Origin of the sequence: Microcystis aeruginosa FD4 (assembly GCF_009792235.1) — a bacterium.
Classification (GTDB): Bacteria; Cyanobacteriota; Cyanobacteriia; order Cyanobacteriales; family Microcystaceae; genus Microcystis; species Microcystis viridis.
Genome location: NZ_CP046973.1, coordinates 4856161 through 4873516, shown reverse-complemented (window position 1 = coordinate 4873516; position 17356 = coordinate 4856161). Strand labels below are relative to the sequence as shown.

Below are 17356 nucleotides of genomic sequence, written 5' to 3'. Positions count from 1 at the left end.
GATTCCCTCCACTTCTTCAATAAACCTACTTTTTGACTCTTCCCCGCTAACCGCTCGCGCGGTGTAGCGGGGGATTCTTGGTTCATAGGCTCTTGACTAGATCAAACAGGTTTAACTGAACGACCCCCGTCAGACCGCCTCCGCAAGCGTTTTCTAACACGGTCAGCCCGACCGCGTTTTTTCCTCGGTTCTCGATTACCTTCGCTGATGCCGTATCTCTCGGTTCAATGTGGCCGCAAGAATCACACCGGTGAACTCTTTCCGATAACGACTTTTTACCAGTGAACGCGCCACAATTAGGACACTCTTGCGAAGTTCCGTTTTTATCGACCTTAAGATAATATTTCCCCCGTTTCCAAACAACAAACGGTAGTATCTCATTAATAAAACTACCAATGCCTGAATCCAGAGATTGTTTTCTAACGATCCCTTTAGACCAGGAAACAAAGTTAATATCTTCGTTGAAGATATTATCGGCAATATCACAAAGGTAATGACTTAGTTTAAAGTGCCAATCTCTACGAATATTAGACACTTTCTCGTGTAATCTTGCTATCTTCTCCTGAAGTTTTAACCAATTGTTCGAGCCTTTGACTCTATGTTTCAAGCGTCTTTGTAGCAATTTAAGCTGACTCTGTACTTTCAACAAAAATCGAGGGGCTTTGATTAAATCTCCCCGTGAAGTAGCGACAAAACTTTCAATTCCTGCGTCAATTCCTAAACAGGTTTTCCCAACTGTCAGATCGGGAACTAATTTCGTAGATTGGAAAGAAACCGAAACGTAAAATCCCGATGCTTTTTGGATAATTCGAGCTTGTTTAGGCTCAAACCCAGACGGGTACTCCCTAGATTTCCTAATCCGAATTTTTCCCAATTGTGGAAAACTTAAGTATTCGTCACCTAGAAAGTTTTTTGACAGCGCAGGAAAAACAAAACTCCGCATCTTTTTCTTAAATCTAGGAAAGCCAAAACTTTTCGATTTCATCTGGTCAAACGCCTTATCTAAAGTTTTTAAGACTTGCTGTAAGACTTGAGCGTTAACCGTCTTTAATATCGGGTAAACTTTTTTAGCTTCCGTTAGATTTTTGGCTTGAACAAAGTAATTAGGATAGGGTTCATCCGCAGGAATTATGTACTCGGAAACTAGCGAACAGCGATCCGCAAGACACTTTCGAGAGTTCAACCAATCTTTCCGTTCCGAGAGCGCGTAATTGTCAACGTTCTTGCCAACATCGAGAATGTGGACGATCTCTCGCTCTTGTCTCTTGTTTACCTTTAGTTTGTACTGGTAGGTCAGCGTTATCACTGTTGTTTGCGAGCGTGGTATATAGTTAGATTGTAACACTTACTGCCCAATATGTCAACTGATTACCATCATGGATTTCGCTCTGTTTATAGACTTACTGCTCATGTCGTCTTTGTCATCAAATACCGGCAAAAAGCTATTAACAATGAAATCTTAGCCCGACTTAAGGATATCTTCGCATCAACGCTGACGAAATGGGAAAGCGCATTGCTTGATTTCAACGGTGAATCGGATCACGTTCACCTGATTATTGATTACAAGCCTGACATCGCTTTATCCAAACTAATCGCTAACCTTAAAACAGTTAGTAGTCGCTTAATTAGAAAAGAATTTCCCTACTTAGCGGCAAAGTATTTCGACAACAAACCCTATTTTTGGACGGGAGCTTATTTCGTGGCCAGTTGTGGTGGCGTTACCGTCGAACAACTAAAAAAATACGTCGAGAACCAAAACTCCCCGAAAGTGGAAACGCTACTGCGTTAGTTTCATTCTGGTCGTGATTCATCTCCCGTTAACCGCTACGCGGTTTAACGGGAGTCCTCTCGCGACCTTGAGATAGATAAGGTAACTGGATGAACAGGGAATCCTTCGCTTGAGTGCGATGGGAGCGTCAAAATCTTTCTAACAGTTCTGAGCGGGATAAATTCGCCAAAGAAAGAAGTAACCCGGTGCGTTCCGAGATGGGAAGTTGGGCAATCTTTTCTACTAGACTGGATAATTCCGAATCTAGGCTGCCAAACCGCCCTTCCAGAAGACTGGCTATCAGCGAAAGTTGTCCCTCTAAAGTACCTTCTTGCTTTCCTTCTAATTTCCACTCTTCTCGTTGCTTTAGATAAGCTGGTGATAAGTTCATGATGTCCTCCTGTTCCTCTGTACTTAAATTATCTCTCAATTCTAAATTCTTGCGCCAGTTGGCCAGAATTTCTAGTAAATTCTCTCGAAAAGGATTGCGTTCTGGCAGTTCAACTAACTCTTCTACGGCTCGTTTTTGAGTTCCTCCTTTACCTAATACTCTCAACCATAAGGTGTCTTCATTTACTGGTAATTGATGAATGACAATGATGCCCGATTTGAGAGACTTAGCTAAAAAGTAAACCCCTGTTAACCAATTACTCTCATCGCTGTTAGTCCCGAAATCTTCAATCATTCTAGCTGAAAAGGTGGGCGTTAGAATCCATAAGAAAGGCAATTGTGTTTCAGTCAGAGTTTTGTTTGACCGTTTCGCTTTTCTCAAGACATCCCCATGAACGGCATATAACTTTGACAAACAACTGCGAATCTCTTTCTAATCGTCCCTAGAGGGGTAAGTAATTCCTCCAGATATTCCTTGGCAAATTGTTCATAGATTTGGCGAGTCATTCAAATTAATAATCAAGCATAAAAAGGACGGCAATAATCTTATTATATCATTAATTAAAAAGGAATCCAATCGACAATATCGATCCATTCTTCTGCTTCGGTAGTTTCCCAAATCATAATTAATTCTTCGGCTAGTTTTCCCATTATTGTTGTGGGAAGTATCCAAAACAGTCCCCAGATTTGTTGATTTTTTTGCCAATATTCCTCTAAATGTTCAGGCATACTGGTACGATTATCTGTCACCAAGAGTCATTGAGATAATCCTAAATACTGTAAAACATCAGGGTCAAGAGTTCCTAATGGGGGTGTATTCTTGATTTTCATACCCTGACAGAATCTTGCCTTTGCTATTTAATTCTTCTCATCTTTTCTCGTTGAGGTGAAGGATTTTTTAAGGATTCTTGATAGCGAGTCTCTCGCCAATTCTGGAGGCGCAATAAATAGGCATCAATTTTTTGCTGATTCTGGAGATAATAAGTAATAGTAGCGTAGATTTTTTCTCAACTTAGATCGGGATAGATAGCCTGGATTTCCTCTGGGGTATAGCCTTCCAAGAAATAAAAGAGTACGTTGTCAATTCCGAGGCGATGACCTTTGATTCTAATATCATCTTCGGAGATAAATAAGAAATAATCTTCTAGTTGCATAATTAATTTTTTCCCTTAATTTTATTTCATTTTTACTGCTCATTTATTAACATTTTATCATAATTGTATCAGTTATCTTAATGGTGAGGTACGAAGTCTCTAGTTTTAGACAACGAGGATTATTGTTTTGCCCAAACTACTTAAGCTGCCAAATCTTTCCAGAATAGTTATAGTGTCCAATCTTCTAATTCTAACCCTTCAATTTTACTGAAATGCTTTTGATTATGGGTAATTAATACTAAATTATTCGCTATAGCTACTCCTGCAATTAAGAGATCGATGTCGTCAAGAGGAGTCCCTTTTTTCCTTAAGTCGGCATAAATTTTAGCTGATGTTGTCACCGATTCTTCTGTTAAAAGTAAAATTTGATTCAGTCGGGAAAATTCCAAAAACTTGTCAAGCTGTTTCTGGGCATCTCGATGTTTTAAACCGCTCAAGATTTCATAATGAGTAATCAAGCTAAAACTTAATTGTCTGTATTCTTGGAGATATAAATTACAAGAATGAACGACCTGGGGATGATTGCGGAAAAACAAAGAAAGAATATCAGTATCAAGTAAACAAGATTTCAAATCTCGAATCTCCGCGATAAAGAATTTTGACGACGCTGTTCTACTTCCTCACAAAAATTTCTAAAATCTTCTTCAGGAATATCTTCCCAAATCCCCGCAAACTTGATAATTTCCTTACCTTCAGACGGAAGCTGAGATAGTTTTTCTTCAGGGAATATATCCGAAGAAATTAGATGAGTTTCTAGAACCGCTTTTAGTCGATTTAAAACATTTTCTAGAGAGCTATCTTGGTGATTAATTAGTTCTAATTCGGGAAATTTTACCGAATATCCATCGGGATTTTTGGAGATAATAATACTGATTTCATTAACCATTTTATCTCTCCTATTTAACTCTAAATTTTTCAGGATTTTTACTTTCCTATTATAGCAAAATAAGCCTTTAAAATCAGGGAAATATTTTTAGTTCATCAGGCTTTGGCTGAACAATCTTAGCCGTCACCGTCCCCACCACATACTGCTCCCTAAGAACAGCGATCGCCTCTCCAACTCCACAATACTCCAACGGGTATTGGTTAGGTGGTCGCCCGTTCCCTACTCCCACTTCATCACATAAAGCTCGTCCAGTTTGCACTCAAAAAACTGGGCTAGTTTGCCAGTGCTGATACTGTCGAGCCTTTTAAGTCTGCCCCTGATCAGACTTCTGATGGTGGATTGGGCTACACCTGTCCGCCCCGACAGTTCGGCGATGCTTAAGCCTTTTTCAGCCATTAACGCCTCTAGGTTGCTGTAGAAGTAAAGCTCCTTCTCCTTATCGATCCATTCTTCCGCTTCGCCGGTTTCCCAAATCATACTGATTCCTGCTTCCAATCCTCTGAAAGCTCCCTTCGCTCGGCTTCTTCTCTAATCAGTTGCTCAATTGCTTCAGAACGAGTCACGCGGCGATCAAAGGCAAGCCTGTCCAGGATGTGGCTGGCAGATTCAGTCAGCATAAACTGCTTCTGCTTCTTGGTTTCACCATATTTTTCTCGTTCCGCTCTTTTGTCTATGACCGCAGGAAACCCCATATCTGTTTACCTCAATAACTTTTAACCAGTATAGCACTTCAGACATTTATCCCTTTAGATATTGACATATTGATATATTGAGGTAATGATGTAAGTAGTAAGCAGACTACGGGGAGAGAAACGTTACCTACCCAAGATGATGAAACAGCAACACTATCGAATGATCTTAGAGGAGGCGATCGCCCTTCACCAGTGCGGTCTGATTTCTTCAACAGCCCTACTCTACTGTTACTTGAGGATTCGCCTAGCTCCTGGCTGGAAAATAACTCTACACCAAAGAGAGATTAGCCAACAGCTTGGAATCAGCAAAGCAGCTTTTTACAAAGGGATTCAGAGACTCAAAGACAAGAAACTAATCGACTGGGAAGCCCCTAACGGTGTCGTAGTGATTCTTGGACAAAATGGAGACTCATTGGACAAATCGGAGACTGTTGGACAAAATAGAGACTCATTGGACAAATCGGAGACTTCGTTGGACAAATCGGAGACTTCGTTGGACAAATCGGAGACTTTGACCCCATCAAAAACCTTACCAGTCAAAGCTTCCGTCGTTCCTCCAGATTCTTATCAGATTTTTATCTTAAATGTCGGGTGAAGACCCTCAGTTTCACTGACGGGATGAAACCCGACCAATATAGAACAGCGAAGCACCACTAAATCCTTGACAGTTTTGTGCTGGATATGTTAGTATAAAATAAGTTGTTTGAGGTCGATAAACAATGATTGTCTTAGAAATGAAAGCCGTGGTTAAACCAAGTCAGTGTTCTGCCATTGATGAGGCTATTCGTACAGTACAATTCATCAGAAACAAAGCATTAAGACTTTGGATGGATTCTAAGCGAGAGGATCAAGTAGATAAATATTCTCTCAATAAATATTGTGCGGTTCTTGCCAAACAGTTTAAGTTTGCGGATGACCTTAACTCTACAGCTAGACAAGCATCAGCAGAACGGGCTTGGTCTGCTATTTCTCGTTTCTATGACAATTGTAAAAAAGGTGTGAAGGGACAGAAAGGTTATCCTAAGTTTCAGAAGAATAATCGTTCTGTAGAATATAAACACTCCGGATGGAAACTATCGGAGGATAGAAAGAAAATTACTTTTACCGACAAGAAAAACATCGGCACGGTTAAACTGAAAGGAACCAGAGACCTAAACTTTTACCCTATAGACCAAATTAAACGAGTTAGGATTGTCAAACGTGCTGACGGTTATTATGTCCAATTCTGTATTAATTTAGATGTTCGGGAATATGCAAAACCTCTTGAACCTACTAAAAAATGTGTAGGGTTGGATGTAGGTTTAAAAGTTTTCTACGCTAACAGTGATGGAGAAACGGTAGAAATACCGCAATACTATCGCAAGGCAGAAAAAAGATTAAATCGTCTGAATCGGAAGAAATCTAAAAAGTTTAGAAAAGGTCAACCCCAATCAAACAACTACCAAAAAGCTAGAAAGAGATATGCTAGAAAGCATTTAAGAGTAAGTAGGCAACGTAAAGGCTTTGCCTCAAAAGAGGCATTGCGCGTCATTAAATCTAACGATTTTATTGCTCAGGTCGATTTAAATGTTAAAGGCATGGTAAAAAACTCTAAACTTGCTAAATCTATTAGTGATGTGGCTTGGTCAACTTTTCGACAATGGTTAGAGTATTTTGGCTTTAAATACGGTAAGGCCACGGTAGCAGTAGCCCCCCATAACACGAGTCAAAACTGTTCTAATTGTGATCAAAAAGTACCTAAATCTCTATCTACGAGAACCCATATTTGTCCCCACTGTGGCTATGTAGAAGATAGAGATATTAACGCCGCTATCAATATTCTCAAAAAGGGACTAAGTACGGTAGGGCATACCGGAACTCACGCTTGGGGAGAGATTCCCTCTGGTTTGGTTGGATACGTCCTGTCAGATTAAGGAAACTCAGTGAACCAAGAATCCCTCGCTTTTAGCGACGGGAGTGTCAATAAATCTCTCTCAGATACGGCGAGAGAGAAATTTTTCAATTTTGTCAGGGAGAAGGTGAAAGACTTCAACCCACCCATCCACGACATCGAAGCATGGCTGGCCAGCAAGAACGGCGTGGGTAAAGAACGTTCCCGCGTGTATTACGAGATGTTTCAATCTGAATTACAAGAAAGGGATTGGGAGAACCATTCCAAACGAGAGGAGTGGATTGCTGAAATACGGCAAGGAAAAGGTCGTTTTGTAGCCCAAGGAGGACCACCAGAAGAGTGGGAGACAAGAAAAGCTTTTGCGGACTGGGCGATTACCAACAATTTAGTTTGGGGGAACAAATCTTGAAAAAACTCCCCAGGGAGCCGATGCGTCCAGACAAGGAACCAGGAGCGGAGGTAGAAATCTGGCAGCCCCGCTGGAATTGCTTCTGCTGTCATGACAGGGGGATCGTTCACCATCACCTCGCTGCCCTTGTCATCGATGGTTATGACTACAACCGGGATAAACTGCCACGCTGTCATAATCCAGGCTGCACTGCCGGCGGTCACTTTGACGGGGAAGTTTTGGCTCCTAGTGTCGATTATCGGCTGACTGCCGAAATATGCCAAGAACTCGATGCTATCGAGCGAAAGAATTGGCGGGATTACGTTCAGCAAAGAAGGCTCGCCATCGAAATCGACCTATCGACTATCGGCAACCAGCGCACATCGACCGAGGAAAGGTCAGTGCGGCAGAAACATCAGGCTGTTTTGGGAAAATTGAACGGTCTTTGCTGATGTCGGCGGTCGCTATCCTTGATTTTTAGTCAACGCCCTAAATGAAACTGGCATTAACCTGATAGGAGATCAAATCTCCCTCGACAAAGAAGCTGAGGCCGTAGCGACCCGGTGTTAAATTGAGAGACAGTCGGTCGCCGTATTCAACCGAACCGACGACGGTGGCGACACCCTTACTATCGAATCGCACTAGCTCGGTGATCACGTTGGGGTCGGTGGCGAGTTCCAAACGAAGGTTACGCGAAGTCCTGAATTTGAGTCTGTCCACACTATCCCAAACGCCGAGGCAATTAGTTTCCCCTAAATGACCGTTAACACCAAAGCTTTTTCCGGTCTTTGCGGTTCCCAGATCGATCGCCCCGCCCCATTCCCGACTTAGATCGCGTCTGGCATAAATCTCGCCGTCCATTCCAGTAATGATATCTCTGTTCATAGTTTCCCTCTCCGAATTTCTCTATCTCTACAGATAAAAAACTACCGATTCCGTTGTCGCCATTCCCAGGGTGGCATCGGATTTCCCCCGAAAATTCCCTTCCGGTTCGAGCGAGTTTCTTTAAAAGCCCTTTCGATTTCATTCCAGCTTGGACAGTTGCCCTTGAATCGATCGTAAGCCCAAACCATACCGTCCTTAACCTGCTGAAGTTGAACTAGCTGACCGTTGGCGTACACCTCTGCCACGGTACGACCGAAGCGATCTGGCTTCGCCAGCGCTCCGCTCCCGGTATCGATAGCATTGATAGTGACTTGGTTATTTGCCCGGTTGAGGAGAGATCGCAGTTATAAAAACCTCAAAAAGTGATCGCGGATCAGTTGAAGGTCAAAAAAAAGCGATCGCACTTTAAATTATTGGGGATAAAGCGCAACCGTAGGAAGCTGGCTATTTCTCATTGGTTGATTTTTGAGATGGGTCTTCAAATCCCCATTTTTTCCACTCCTCCCCAATTTGCTCCCCAATTTGCTTGCCAATTTCCTCCTTAATTCCGCACCATCCGGTTTTAATATTTTGTTTTTGCTTTTTCGTTAGTGTCCAAGACAGAGGTGGTTTATATTCACCATTTTTACCATTCTTTGGAAAAAAGATAGGACAATATGCGATCTTTACCTGATTTTCCCATCGCTGTTGAAGAAGTTCTACTTCAGTAGAAACTCGAGACAACTGGGTGGTATCACGGACGCTGAATAAGGTCAGTAAGGGACCTATTATCGCCTGAAACCAGCCTCCCTCAATATTAGATTTCGAGGGAGTAGATTCAGGAAAAGCATTGATCTGTAACAAAAGAACTCGTTTAATGTTAAGTCCTTTCTGGGGGTCTAGCCATTCATTGAGCCATTCCACCATCGTCACCACACCAGAATTATCGAAATAGCCACCATCGGCAATATGATAATTCCCTTGTGGATTTTCACCAACATAGCGAGAAATAGGCGAGACATAAGAAAAAGTTGCTGAGAGTCTTGCGGCTGTGACAACATCAATGTCATATCCCGCATAAAGGGTATTAAAATCCACTGATTTGTTGATATGACCAAAAGTCATCGGTGAAATTAGAAATCGACGACCATCTTCAACCAGAGTCGCATTGAAAATAGGGATGGGAATTTTACCATTTAAAATTTGTTCGCCCCAAGTAGATAAAAATTGTTTGCTATTGGGATTTTTTAACTCTCCTTGCCAATCTGTCACCATTGCTGCTCCCCGATCGCACGTTTTGGGAGCGAAAAAAGGAAGCCCAACAATGCGCCACAAATCAGGATAAGCTAATCCCCAACCTACCGCATCCAAACTATCTTCAGTAGCACTCTTAAAGATATTTTCAAACTCATTACGATCAGGATATGTTTTGTTGGGATCGAAGCGATCGAGATAATACATCGTTCCAACTGAACCACCTGAAACAGAGCTAATAAAACCAATTGTCTTGGTAAACGACTCACCTAACATTTCTTGTAATCCCGTCAGAACTTGAACTGTCCAGCCTGCGGCTTGAATGCCGCCCCCACTCGCACAGACAACAACTAAAGTCTTTTCCTTTTCTTTTCCTTGATATTCGAGTCGTTTTTCTATTGCTGTTTTAAAATCATTGGGATCATGATTGTTTGCCTCATTTAAGTTTAATTCAAAAAAGTGATCCACCTTAAACAGCGCATACATCAAAGCAACAATAACCACAAAGAGCAGAAAGACAGGAACGCGATAGTAATCGAAATAGAAGGTTAGGCTTCCAGACAAGGGTGCTATCATCATGAGGATTAGCATCACATACATTAGGGCAGCCGCTTCTTTTTTCTGATCGGATGGTTGAGATTGCGGCTGAAATTTCAAACCAATGATGCCATAGACGATGAAGGCAACTATAAAAAAGGCGATGTTACTCAGATGACCTTCAAGGAATTGCTGTGGTTTTGGCTGTGTTCCTAGAATATAGCCTTCAGTTTTATGTCTGGTAATGAATTCAACGAAACTAATGAGTAACTTATTGTGAGCAAAGTTAGTAAATATCCAGGTTTTCGTCTGAATCACTGCAAACAACAGCACCAAACTCAAGAACACGCTGAAAATCACTCCTTGGATGGGATTCTTTTCTTTAATTTCCTCTTTTGAAAGCTTATAAGCGGTGACGCAGATCGGTAAACTCAAAGCGATCGCCGACCCATATTGCCAGATGTCAGAAATTTCGAGCCATGGTGATAGTCCAAAACGATCTGGCGCACCTTTGAGAAGCATATAGGCATTAATAATGACCCCTATTGCCGCCATGTTTGCACTGACAATTACAGAGATAAGTTGCCCCGGACCACGAAGAACAAATAAATTTCTCAGCATGGCTGGCAGCCATAAGGTGGCCACCAGAGGGAGTGTCACCAGCAGTAAACCCCAGAGAATAGGCGCACGCAAGAAAAAAAGATATTTCCAGAAAGAATCAGGAATGTGCCACCAAACCACTACAGCGATCGCAATTATGCCGATGCCGATGCCGATGATGATCTGTCGAATGTAGTTTAGTTTCTGTTTTGAATTCGTAGTGTTCATGATTTTGTCCTATTTTCAAAGTGTTAACTAGGCGATAGAGATGATTGACAGAGTGAAAGTGAACATGATTTTCTCCTGTAAAAAATTGAGTTTGTTTGGGAAGTTAAGCTCATTTGCTTTCCTTCTGCTCGTTAGTAGTTGTCAGCCAAACCGACCTATACACTTGAAGGTTAAATTCTAGAAACTCTTAGGTCTGGCAGGGGATACTGTAAGTCAGGGAAAATCTGGAACTGAGGCATCTTGTCTAAATCTATCTATCCCCTGTTTTTTGCCACTTTCCTGTATAAGCTAAAATGGCTGACATCTATTTATCAGGTGAGCTAATCGCAAGCTCAACGGACTTCAAGAGAGTGTAGAGTATGAGTGCTGCATCAAGATACTGCCACCTTTGGCGAGTCGATCCCGCCGGCGATCGCACTGGATATAAGCGTTGTTTCCTCCCGTTGGCAAATGATTTTTTTCAAAGCCAAGGGTTAAGTGAGGCAGAGGAGGATAGGGGCGATCGCTCCCAAAAGAGAAAGCTCCAGACTGATTTGCTATCCTGCTTTCAAGCTCCAGCAGTTGATACCACAGAGAGAGCGCACTGGATACAAGCGTTGTCACAGTGAGAATGTTCACTAAACTGAACACCTTTACAGGGTCTTGACGCTTTACGAGAATGAGAACTAACATGAAAGCTATCAAGATCCGAAGTAGGCCAAGCAAAGAGACAGCATAACATCGGTGGCGAACGGGTAGTTTATGTTACCAAAGATTCTCACTTTAGGTTAACGGTTGCTGGCGTGGAACGAAAAAACTAATGGGACTTAGACAAAAAACAAATCGAGAAAAGCCTCAACCCCAATCCCTGCTTGGGATTTACTTCGAGAAGCCCAAAATCGCTGAAACCCAGATATATCAAGGAAAATCATAAATCGAGGTTAACCCTTTGTCCCGTAATGGTTTGAGCCTTTTTTGCTGCCCGAAAATGCCTAAGTCCCATTAAGAAACTATTTCTGCTGGATAATTAAGTTAGAAGCAGGCTGTGGTATTATTTCGGTTACTGGTGGCTTTGGGCTTTCCAGTCGTTGAGGTGTTGAAGTGTTCTCTCCACCTTGAATAGATTGAGGATCGTAACTATCGCAAGCACTTAAAGATGAAAATGCTCCGTCTTTATCTTTAAATGCAGGTTGATCTGTATTAATTCTGTTCTGGAATAACCAATAGCACTGTGTTAAAAGTGTTAGTTGATTGTTTCTGCGAACTGCTTCCATTTCCATGCGTGTCCTTTCCGCAACTGATTTTGCATAATCATTGCAGTACTTTGAGAAATCTCCTCCAAAAGGAACTGTGATTCCTGCGGCGATACCATAGTTGTTTATACCTGAACCAGCCGAATTATGGGTTGTAAAATCATTTGACCAATCATTACCGCCCCCTCCATAGGCACCAATAGAAAGGCCAGGAGTTGGACAAGTCCATCCATTCGATGGGGCAAACGAATATGATGAAGCACCTGTACCACCAGGGGTTGTTAATATGTTAAGACTGGGACTTCTTCCATAGTTAGCGACTTGAGCGTCACTTGGATATGAAAAAATAATACCTAAGCCAAGAGGAATGCTAAAGGGCAAAAGGAAACATTTCAAGGAAGGAAGAGCAATGCGGGTGAAAGGAAAAAGCGACAAGCAATTATGTTTAGTCATTGAACTAATGATTCGTAAAGTTTATAGCAATCAGTTTTGTAGTTAGGGCATATTGAGAGAGACAAATATAGCAGTAGCCATCGTGCTTAGGATTTTAATAAGGGGCTTAAACCCCTTGCCTCAAGAGCTTAGATTTCATAACCAATCTGTCCCTTGCTTATATGCCCATTAGTTGGTTGTGGGTTTGTTATGTTAGCTTGTCTGTAAGCCAGGGGGAGGGTTAGGAACTTTTATAACCACCCATTCTCCATTTAGGCATCGGTAAATATGTCCCGGAGGAACCTCGAAAGATTTTCTCTCTCCAATAGCATTAGTGTATTCATACACATCAGTGCCATCGTCTTTTCTTGTTATTTTCTTTTCTTGGGGACATGACATTGGAAATGAATCTCCTAAGTAGCTGGTTGTAATTAAATTTGAAGAACTGAGTTTTATTGAACATCGGGTTCGACTCATTTGCTTTCCTTCTACCCGTTAGTAGTTGTTAGCTAAACCGACCTATACACTTGAAGGTTAAATTCTAGAAATTCTTAGGTCTGGCAAGGGATGATCAGTTCTGGAAAATCTGGAACTGAGCCATCTTGTCTAAATCTAGATCTCCCCGGTTTTTTTCCGATTTCCTGTATAAGCTAAAATGGCTGACATCTATTGATCAGGTGAGCTAATCGCAAGCTCAACGGACTTGAGGAGAGCGTAGAGTATGACTGCTGCATCAAGATACTGCCACCTTTGGCGCATTGACCCTGCCAGCGATCGCACTGGCTACAAGCGTTGTTTCCTCCCGTTGGCAAATGATTTTTTTCAAAGCCAAGGGTTAAGTGAGGCAGAGGAGGATAGGGGCGATCGCTCCCAACAGAGAAATCTCCAGGCTAATTTGCTATCCCGCTTTCAAGCTCCAGCAGTTGATACCACAGAAAGAGCGCAGGCGGGACTATGCCTGCGCTGTTACGTTTCGGAGCCGATTCTCAACGCCTGCCGCAAAATCGATCGCTTGTTCGGAGACGATCGAGCCTTTACTTATCGAGATTTGCTGCCGTTTGTCCTCAATGACGACGGGAAAACGCTGATGGTTTTAGACTCAGATGGCAAAAACTATCTCACCTTAGACCCCACTGGCAAGCCTCAAACAACGGCTTATCAATGTTTCTCACTGCAAATTCTGCGAACCTTTAAGCCCAACGCTCAATCCAGTATGAGCTTAGATAACTGGACTTATTTACAAACCAAACAAAATCCAGAATTAAAGAATTTTTTATCTGAGTTTGGCTTCAAACAATTGAGCGACTGGGCGCTACTCAATCGCACTCGCTCGAAACAATTGCAACAACTGGCAGAACGCGATCGCCACTTAATTGCCGCCTTCCACGCCGTCTATCGTCGAGACAGGCATCAGCAACACCGGGGTACGAAACCCTGTCTAGACCCCACATCAGTACAACTTCAAGAGATGGTGACTTATTTAAAAGCAGGAAATATCACAATTCAGCCCAACCAATTGATCGCAGAACTGCGAAGAGTGGCACTACAACTTAGACAATTTGACCTTTGGAGCCATCGAGAACCGTTAGAAGTTGAAGATCCCGAGACAGGCGATCGCCTGATTCGCTCAGAGCTGCCGCAGGATATTGCCAGTGAATATAATGTGGAGCAGCAAGAGCAACAAGAAATGTTGGAATTCTTCCACAAACAGCTTCAACTTGCCTTAGTTCATTCCATTAAGCAGGCAATTAGCGATCGCATTACTTATTTAAAAAAAAGCAAAGGATATGCTGCCTTCGCCGATCGATTTATTCCAGGATTACACCTCTATTATTCTCAGGGCATCGCCCTGAAAGAGATTGCTGATTTATTAAAAATGTCTGGTTGGGCGCAAGCAAGACGGGTGTTGAATCCGGGAGAGTTAATTAACACTGTTCGGACGTTGACAATTCGCCAAGTGCTTGAACAAATGCTGAAGAAAGCTGAAGAGAAAGGACTGACTGCTCTTCCTCCTCAACCCGATTATTTAGAAAATTTAGCCAAGCAAATCGAGGCGCTGGCAGATGCAGAAATATTTCAGGAAGCGTTTGAAGAAATTCAAGCGGGAAAGAATCGTCTGATGAAAAGTGTATATGCTCAACAGCTTTGCTTTTACTTAGAAGAGTAGCTCTCTTGCCAAAGTCCAAAAAGTCCCCCTTTTTAAGGGGGATTCAGGGGGATCAAACCGCACTTACGCAAGAGGTCTAGTGTACCAAGGTTTCACAAGGAGTTACGTAATGTTTAGTTTTTCAGCGATCCCACCAGATTTAAATCCTAGGCGACCTGAAGCCATTGGGCTTGAACCAGAACAGTTTGAGCAGGCGCTAGTCAATCCCCTAGCCAGTCCCTCAGTCAATGAAGCGGGTCAGTGGCAACTCTATCTGAATGCCCTGGCACTATTGGGTTTTGAGCAATGGCTAGAGAAACGCGCTCCATCACACTGCATCGATCGAACTCAATGTATCAATCAGATTGGGGCTGTTTACAACCTGAAAATTGATGAATTTAAGCTAAATTTAATTGTCAAAGAGCAGGTGCTGGATGAAGTAGCGGAAATCCCCAGAGAAGCGATCGAACAGCCGGCTCTTGTCGCTCATTTCTATGTCCTGCTTGAGGTCTGTGAAGAGCAGCAGCGGTTAATGATTCGAGGCTTTTTGCGCTCTGACCGACTCAGGAATTATTGCCATCGGGTCAGTAATGGTTTACAAAACGATTATTATCAAATTCCCCTATCTGTTTTCGATCCTGAACCCAATCATTTATTGTTCTACTGTGATTTTCTAGAACCTGCCTCAATACTATTGCCCGTCATTTCAACGGAGCATACCGCAACGCCTGAAGCAATCTCTGAAACCCCATTAACCGCATCTCAAGAAACTCCTATCCAGTTAGGACAGTGGATACAGGGGGTCTTTGCAGCAGGATGGCAAGCGCTCGACGATCTGTTTAGTTCAGAAGTCCATCTTGCTTGGAGTCCTCGCAATCAGAGAGAGGGTGCAAAACGCGGCAAGCTTATTGACTTGGGGATGGAGTTGCAAGGACAGAGAGTGGTCTTGTTGGTGAATGTTACAGAAGAAGCCGATAATCAGCTATCTGTACTGGTTCAGTTACATCCGGCCGGTGAGGAGCGATATCTGCCACCCCAGATCAAGTTAACGTTGCTTTCTCAGGCAGGTAAAAAGCTTCAAGAAGTCCGCTCCAGAACGCAAGATAACTATATTCAACTGAAATCTTTTAAAGGGCGCTCTGGTATCCCCTTTAGTATTGTGGTTAGTCTCGGTGACAGCTGCCTCTGCGAGAATTTTGAACTCTAGGCCTTGGGGTGTCATGGGCGTTTTCTACGCAGGCAAAACTACCTTACAGGGGATAGAATTTATAGCGTTATTGAAAGAGCCAAACTTTCGTTCTATCCCTAGGAGCGTTCCCCATGACGGCAATTGCGATCGATGACACCGGAAAACTAGAAATTCCTCTAGAAATCCGTCAACAACTCGGCATAACCACAGCCCAATCCCTCAATCTTGAGGTTAGACAAGGCTGCATCATCCTACAACCCTTGGACCAAGAAGCTAAAGTCCAACGTCAAGGCAGTGCCTTAGTGCTAGAAACCCCGCCCCTCGGCAATCTCGATACCCTTATTGATGACCTCCGCGAGGAACGCATTCAAAGCCAATTTCCCCCATGAAATGTCTCTTTGATACCTCTGTTCTCATCGCTGCCCTATTGACTGGGCACACTCATCATTCGGCCTGCTTGCCCTTTCTCCTTCAAGCCCAATCCCAGCAAATTCAGGGACTTATGGCCACGCATACCCTAGCAGAACTCTATTCTGTTCTAACGCGCATTCCCAAAACCAAAATCTCTCCTGCCGTCGCCCAAAACTTGATCCGCGATAACCTACAGACCTTCGAGACTGTTTCGCTGGCAGATAAATAGAGCGAATATCCCAAACTTCTTGCCCTAAGGTTTGTCGAGGGGAAAGAGTTAAGTCTGGACTTTTACCATAAGATAAGGTTTGACGATGACGACCTCCTTTTCCGGGGGATAAATGTTCCATCATGATAGCTATTCCTTGATTAGTTGTGTAGTCTTTGATTTTAGCTTTCATGTAAGCGTTGGATGGTACATGATGAGGTGTTAAGTTATCTCCTCTACGACCCAATTTTAACAAGTCGTCGTATGTCCCAACTTTTCCTTCTCCTGTAAGTAGTTTAGATTGAGTGAGATGGTCTCCTTATGGTTATTTTAGGGGATGGATTTATGATAGGCGAAGAAAAATCCTATCTTCAATTTATTTGACAGAAGATGACGGGTTTTTGCCATAAATTAAGGCACATTACACTTCGTTAATGCACCCTACAAGAGCAGCGATCGCAATGATGATCGATAACTTTATCGATCAAGATTAGTATTTTTGATACTACAAGATAACTTTTAATTGGTTGTTGGGTTTCCTCACGTCAACCCAACCTACCAGATTGGCGATCGTAGTGACTGGCTCTCCCGACATCTTGAGGTAAGCTGTATGGTGTTTATTGGCCATGCTCGCTGTTTCCGCTATGAGTCAGTTTGGGCTTTTGATCGTAACTGAACAACGCTCAAGTTATAATTAATCTTTACTCGACAACACCTCATGAATACTTACTTCTTTTTGAAAATCACGTTTCTTACTTTAATGAATCTGGGATTGACATTCAATCAACCATTATCTGCTTCAACTGTCATGGCAGAATACGCAATAGTCCAGAAAATCCCTTCTAATGTTCGATCTCAACCTAATGGAAAAATTGTCTGTCGCATTACCAAAAAAGTCACAATTTCTGTGTATCACTTTACAAATAGTGTGAATGGGCTAGGTAGTCCAATAAATGGCTGGTATTCAACTATTGCCTGCGGAAAAGAGCAAATAGGATGGATTCACCAATCACGGATCATGCTTACGGGAAAATACCATTCAGCCCCTTAGATAATAGCCTTAGACAATAGGAAGTATACTAAATT

General features: G+C 42.6%; 21 protein-coding genes and 4 pseudogenes. 10 read left to right on the top strand and 15 right to left on the bottom strand.

Going from position 1 to position 17356, the window contains the following annotated elements; translation table 11 throughout:
- Positions 1-82 precede the first annotated feature (82 nt).
- Positions 83-1306 (bottom strand): RNA-guided endonuclease InsQ/TnpB family protein, encoded by a 1224-nt coding sequence (locus GQR42_RS24200; protein ID WP_158201921.1) that lies wholly within the window; start codon positions 1304-1306, stop codon positions 83-85.
- Positions 1307-1369: 63 nt separating this feature from the next.
- Here GQR42_RS24200 and tnpA point away from each other — a divergent pair.
- Positions 1370-1789: pseudogene (tnpA, locus tag GQR42_RS24195) on the top strand (IS200/IS605 family transposase); the annotation flags it as partial.
- 127 nt (positions 1790-1916) lie between these two features.
- Here the strand turns inward: tnpA and GQR42_RS24190 are convergent.
- The 7 genes and pseudogenes from GQR42_RS24190 to GQR42_RS24160 form a co-directional block, all read right to left on the bottom strand.
- Positions 1917-2665 (bottom strand): annotated as a pseudogene (locus GQR42_RS24190) (hypothetical protein).
- Between the two features lie 54 nt (positions 2666-2719).
- Positions 2720-2908 carry a hypothetical protein gene (locus GQR42_RS24185; protein WP_158201919.1) on the bottom strand — a complete coding sequence of 63 codons (189 nt, stop codon included), beginning with the start codon at positions 2906-2908 and terminating at the stop codon, positions 2720-2722.
- A gap of 104 nt (positions 2909-3012) precedes the next feature.
- Positions 3013-3312, bottom strand: a pseudogene (locus tag GQR42_RS24180) (DUF433 domain-containing protein).
- 167 nt (positions 3313-3479) lie between these two features.
- Entirely contained in the window at positions 3480-3884 is a 405-nt protein-coding gene (locus GQR42_RS24175) for a type II toxin-antitoxin system VapC family toxin (protein ID WP_158201918.1), read from the bottom strand.
- Positions 3881-4198 (bottom strand): hypothetical protein, encoded by a 318-nt coding sequence (locus tag GQR42_RS24170; protein WP_158201917.1) that lies wholly within the window; start codon positions 4196-4198, stop codon positions 3881-3883. The genes GQR42_RS24175 and GQR42_RS24170 overlap by 4 nt, the downstream gene beginning before the upstream one ends.
- Positions 4199-4417: 219 nt before the next feature.
- Positions 4418-4675, bottom strand: a complete 258-nt coding sequence (locus GQR42_RS24165) for a helix-turn-helix domain-containing protein (protein ID WP_158201916.1) — start codon at positions 4673-4675, stop codon at positions 4418-4420.
- On the bottom strand, positions 4672-4890 hold the full coding sequence (locus tag GQR42_RS24160; RefSeq protein WP_125732220.1) for a ribbon-helix-helix protein, CopG family: 219 nt from the start codon (positions 4888-4890) through the stop codon (positions 4672-4674). Before GQR42_RS24160 ends, GQR42_RS24165 begins: the two co-directional genes overlap by 4 nt.
- A gap of 136 nt (positions 4891-5026) precedes the next feature.
- Here GQR42_RS24160 and GQR42_RS24155 point away from each other — a divergent pair, with 136 nt between their 5' ends.
- From GQR42_RS24155 to GQR42_RS24140, 4 genes are all read left to right on the top strand, one after another.
- A complete protein-coding gene (locus GQR42_RS24155) occupies positions 5027-5485 on the top strand; it encodes a hypothetical protein (RefSeq protein ID WP_158201915.1) in 459 nt (152 codons plus the stop codon).
- Positions 5486-5609: 124 nt separating this feature from the next.
- On the top strand, positions 5610-6803 hold the full coding sequence (locus tag GQR42_RS24150; RefSeq protein WP_158201914.1) for an RNA-guided endonuclease InsQ/TnpB family protein: 1194 nt from the start codon (positions 5610-5612) through the stop codon (positions 6801-6803).
- A gap of 9 nt (positions 6804-6812) precedes the next feature.
- Positions 6813-7190, top strand: coding sequence for a hypothetical protein (locus tag GQR42_RS24145; RefSeq protein ID WP_158201913.1), 378 nt, complete (start codon positions 6813-6815; stop codon positions 7188-7190).
- On the top strand, positions 7187-7621 hold the full coding sequence (locus GQR42_RS24140; RefSeq protein WP_233271154.1) for a hypothetical protein: 435 nt from the start codon (positions 7187-7189) through the stop codon (positions 7619-7621). The genes GQR42_RS24145 and GQR42_RS24140 overlap by 4 nt, the downstream gene beginning before the upstream one ends.
- A 37-nt stretch (positions 7622-7658) precedes the next feature.
- Here the strand turns inward: GQR42_RS24140 and GQR42_RS24135 are convergent, their stop codons facing one another.
- The 3 genes from GQR42_RS24135 to GQR42_RS24125 all read right to left on the bottom strand — a co-directional run bounded on the left by GQR42_RS24135 (position 7659) and on the right by GQR42_RS24125 (position 10652).
- Positions 7659-8054 (bottom strand): hypothetical protein, encoded by a 396-nt coding sequence (locus GQR42_RS24135; protein WP_158201911.1) that lies wholly within the window; start codon positions 8052-8054, stop codon positions 7659-7661.
- Between the two features lie 41 nt (positions 8055-8095).
- Positions 8096-8359, bottom strand: a complete 264-nt coding sequence (locus GQR42_RS24130) for a thermonuclease family protein (RefSeq protein ID WP_158202569.1) — start codon at positions 8357-8359, stop codon at positions 8096-8098.
- 139 nt (positions 8360-8498) lie between these two features.
- Entirely contained in the window at positions 8499-10652 is a 2154-nt protein-coding gene (locus tag GQR42_RS24125; protein WP_158201910.1) for a patatin-like phospholipase family protein, read from the bottom strand.
- Between the two features lie 359 nt (positions 10653-11011).
- Here GQR42_RS24125 and GQR42_RS24120 point away from each other — a divergent pair, with 359 nt between their 5' ends.
- The gene (locus GQR42_RS24120) at positions 11012-11260 is read left to right on the top strand and encodes a hypothetical protein (protein ID WP_233271153.1); all 249 of its coding nucleotides are present in this window, start codon (positions 11012-11014) and stop codon (positions 11258-11260) included.
- 381 nt (positions 11261-11641) lie between these two features.
- On the opposite strand, the gene GQR42_RS24115 is transcribed toward GQR42_RS24120, so the two are convergent.
- Complete coding sequence (locus tag GQR42_RS24115; RefSeq protein ID WP_158201909.1) at positions 11642-12337, bottom strand: hypothetical protein; 696 nt, start codon at positions 12335-12337, stop codon at positions 11642-11644.
- A gap of 192 nt (positions 12338-12529) precedes the next feature.
- Positions 12530-12715 carry a hypothetical protein gene (locus tag GQR42_RS29210; RefSeq protein WP_139374494.1) on the bottom strand — a complete coding sequence of 62 codons (186 nt, stop codon included), beginning with the start codon at positions 12713-12715 and terminating at the stop codon, positions 12530-12532.
- A 322-nt stretch (positions 12716-13037) separates the two neighbouring features.
- Between GQR42_RS29210 and GQR42_RS24110 the strand changes: the two genes are divergently transcribed.
- From GQR42_RS24110 to GQR42_RS24095, 4 genes and pseudogenes are all read left to right on the top strand, one after another.
- A complete protein-coding gene (locus GQR42_RS24110) occupies positions 13038-14483 on the top strand; it encodes a hypothetical protein (RefSeq protein ID WP_158201908.1) in 1446 nt (481 codons plus the stop codon).
- 109 nt (positions 14484-14592) lie between these two features.
- Positions 14593-15669 carry a DUF1822 family protein gene (locus tag GQR42_RS24105; protein ID WP_158201907.1) on the top strand — a complete coding sequence of 359 codons (1077 nt, stop codon included), beginning with the start codon at positions 14593-14595 and terminating at the stop codon, positions 15667-15669.
- Positions 15670-15782: 113 nt separating this feature from the next.
- Positions 15783-16040, top strand: a complete 258-nt coding sequence (locus GQR42_RS24100) for an AbrB/MazE/SpoVT family DNA-binding domain-containing protein (protein WP_158201906.1) — start codon at positions 15783-15785, stop codon at positions 16038-16040.
- Positions 16037-16219 (top strand): annotated as a pseudogene (locus tag GQR42_RS24095) (type II toxin-antitoxin system VapC family toxin); the annotation flags it as partial. The gene GQR42_RS24100 and the pseudogene GQR42_RS24095, both read left to right, overlap by 4 nt.
- On the opposite strand, the gene GQR42_RS29205 reads toward GQR42_RS24095, so the two are convergent.
- A complete protein-coding gene (locus GQR42_RS29205; RefSeq protein ID WP_271971370.1) occupies positions 16152-16463 on the bottom strand; it encodes a hypothetical protein in 312 nt (103 codons plus the stop codon). The pseudogene GQR42_RS24095 and the gene GQR42_RS29205 overlap by 68 nt on opposite strands.
- A 312-nt stretch (positions 16464-16775) precedes the next feature.
- Positions 16776-16898 carry a hypothetical protein gene (locus GQR42_RS29670; RefSeq protein ID WP_257792605.1) on the bottom strand — a complete coding sequence of 41 codons (123 nt, stop codon included), beginning with the start codon at positions 16896-16898 and terminating at the stop codon, positions 16776-16778.
- Between the last annotated feature and the right edge of the window lie 458 nt (positions 16899-17356).

Coding starts and splice junctions, on each gene's coding strand:
- GQR42_RS29210 (WP_139374494.1), bottom strand. CDS start 12,715: ATGTCATGTCCCCAAGAAAAGAAAATAACAAGAAAAGACGATGGCACT.
- GQR42_RS24170 (WP_158201917.1), bottom strand. CDS start 4,198: ATGGTTAATGAAATCAGTATTATTATCTCCAAAAATCCCGATGGATAT.
- GQR42_RS24155 (WP_158201915.1), top strand. CDS start 5,027: ATGATGAAACAGCAACACTATCGAATGATCTTAGAGGAGGCGATCGCC.
- GQR42_RS29205 (WP_271971370.1), bottom strand. CDS start 16,463: ATGAAAGCTAAAATCAAAGACTACACAACTAATCAAGGAATAGCTATC.
- GQR42_RS24100 (WP_158201906.1), top strand. CDS start 15,783: ATGACGGCAATTGCGATCGATGACACCGGAAAACTAGAAATTCCTCTA.
- GQR42_RS24135 (WP_158201911.1), bottom strand. CDS start 8,054: ATGAACAGAGATATCATTACTGGAATGGACGGCGAGATTTATGCCAGA.
- GQR42_RS29670 (WP_257792605.1), bottom strand. CDS start 16,898: ATGGCCAATAAACACCATACAGCTTACCTCAAGATGTCGGGAGAGCCA.
- GQR42_RS24165 (WP_158201916.1), bottom strand. CDS start 4,675: ATGATTTGGGAAACCGGCGAAGCGGAAGAATGGATCGATAAGGAGAAG.
- GQR42_RS24150 (WP_158201914.1), top strand. CDS start 5,610: ATGATTGTCTTAGAAATGAAAGCCGTGGTTAAACCAAGTCAGTGTTCT.
- GQR42_RS24160 (WP_125732220.1), bottom strand. CDS start 4,890: ATGGGGTTTCCTGCGGTCATAGACAAAAGAGCGGAACGAGAAAAATAT.
- GQR42_RS24110 (WP_158201908.1), top strand. CDS start 13,038: ATGACTGCTGCATCAAGATACTGCCACCTTTGGCGCATTGACCCTGCC.
- GQR42_RS24105 (WP_158201907.1), top strand. CDS start 14,593: ATGTTTAGTTTTTCAGCGATCCCACCAGATTTAAATCCTAGGCGACCT.
- GQR42_RS24120 (WP_233271153.1), top strand. CDS start 11,012: ATGAGTGCTGCATCAAGATACTGCCACCTTTGGCGAGTCGATCCCGCC.
- GQR42_RS24115 (WP_158201909.1), bottom strand. CDS start 12,337: ATGACTAAACATAATTGCTTGTCGCTTTTTCCTTTCACCCGCATTGCT.
- GQR42_RS24125 (WP_158201910.1), bottom strand. CDS start 10,652: ATGAACACTACGAATTCAAAACAGAAACTAAACTACATTCGACAGATC.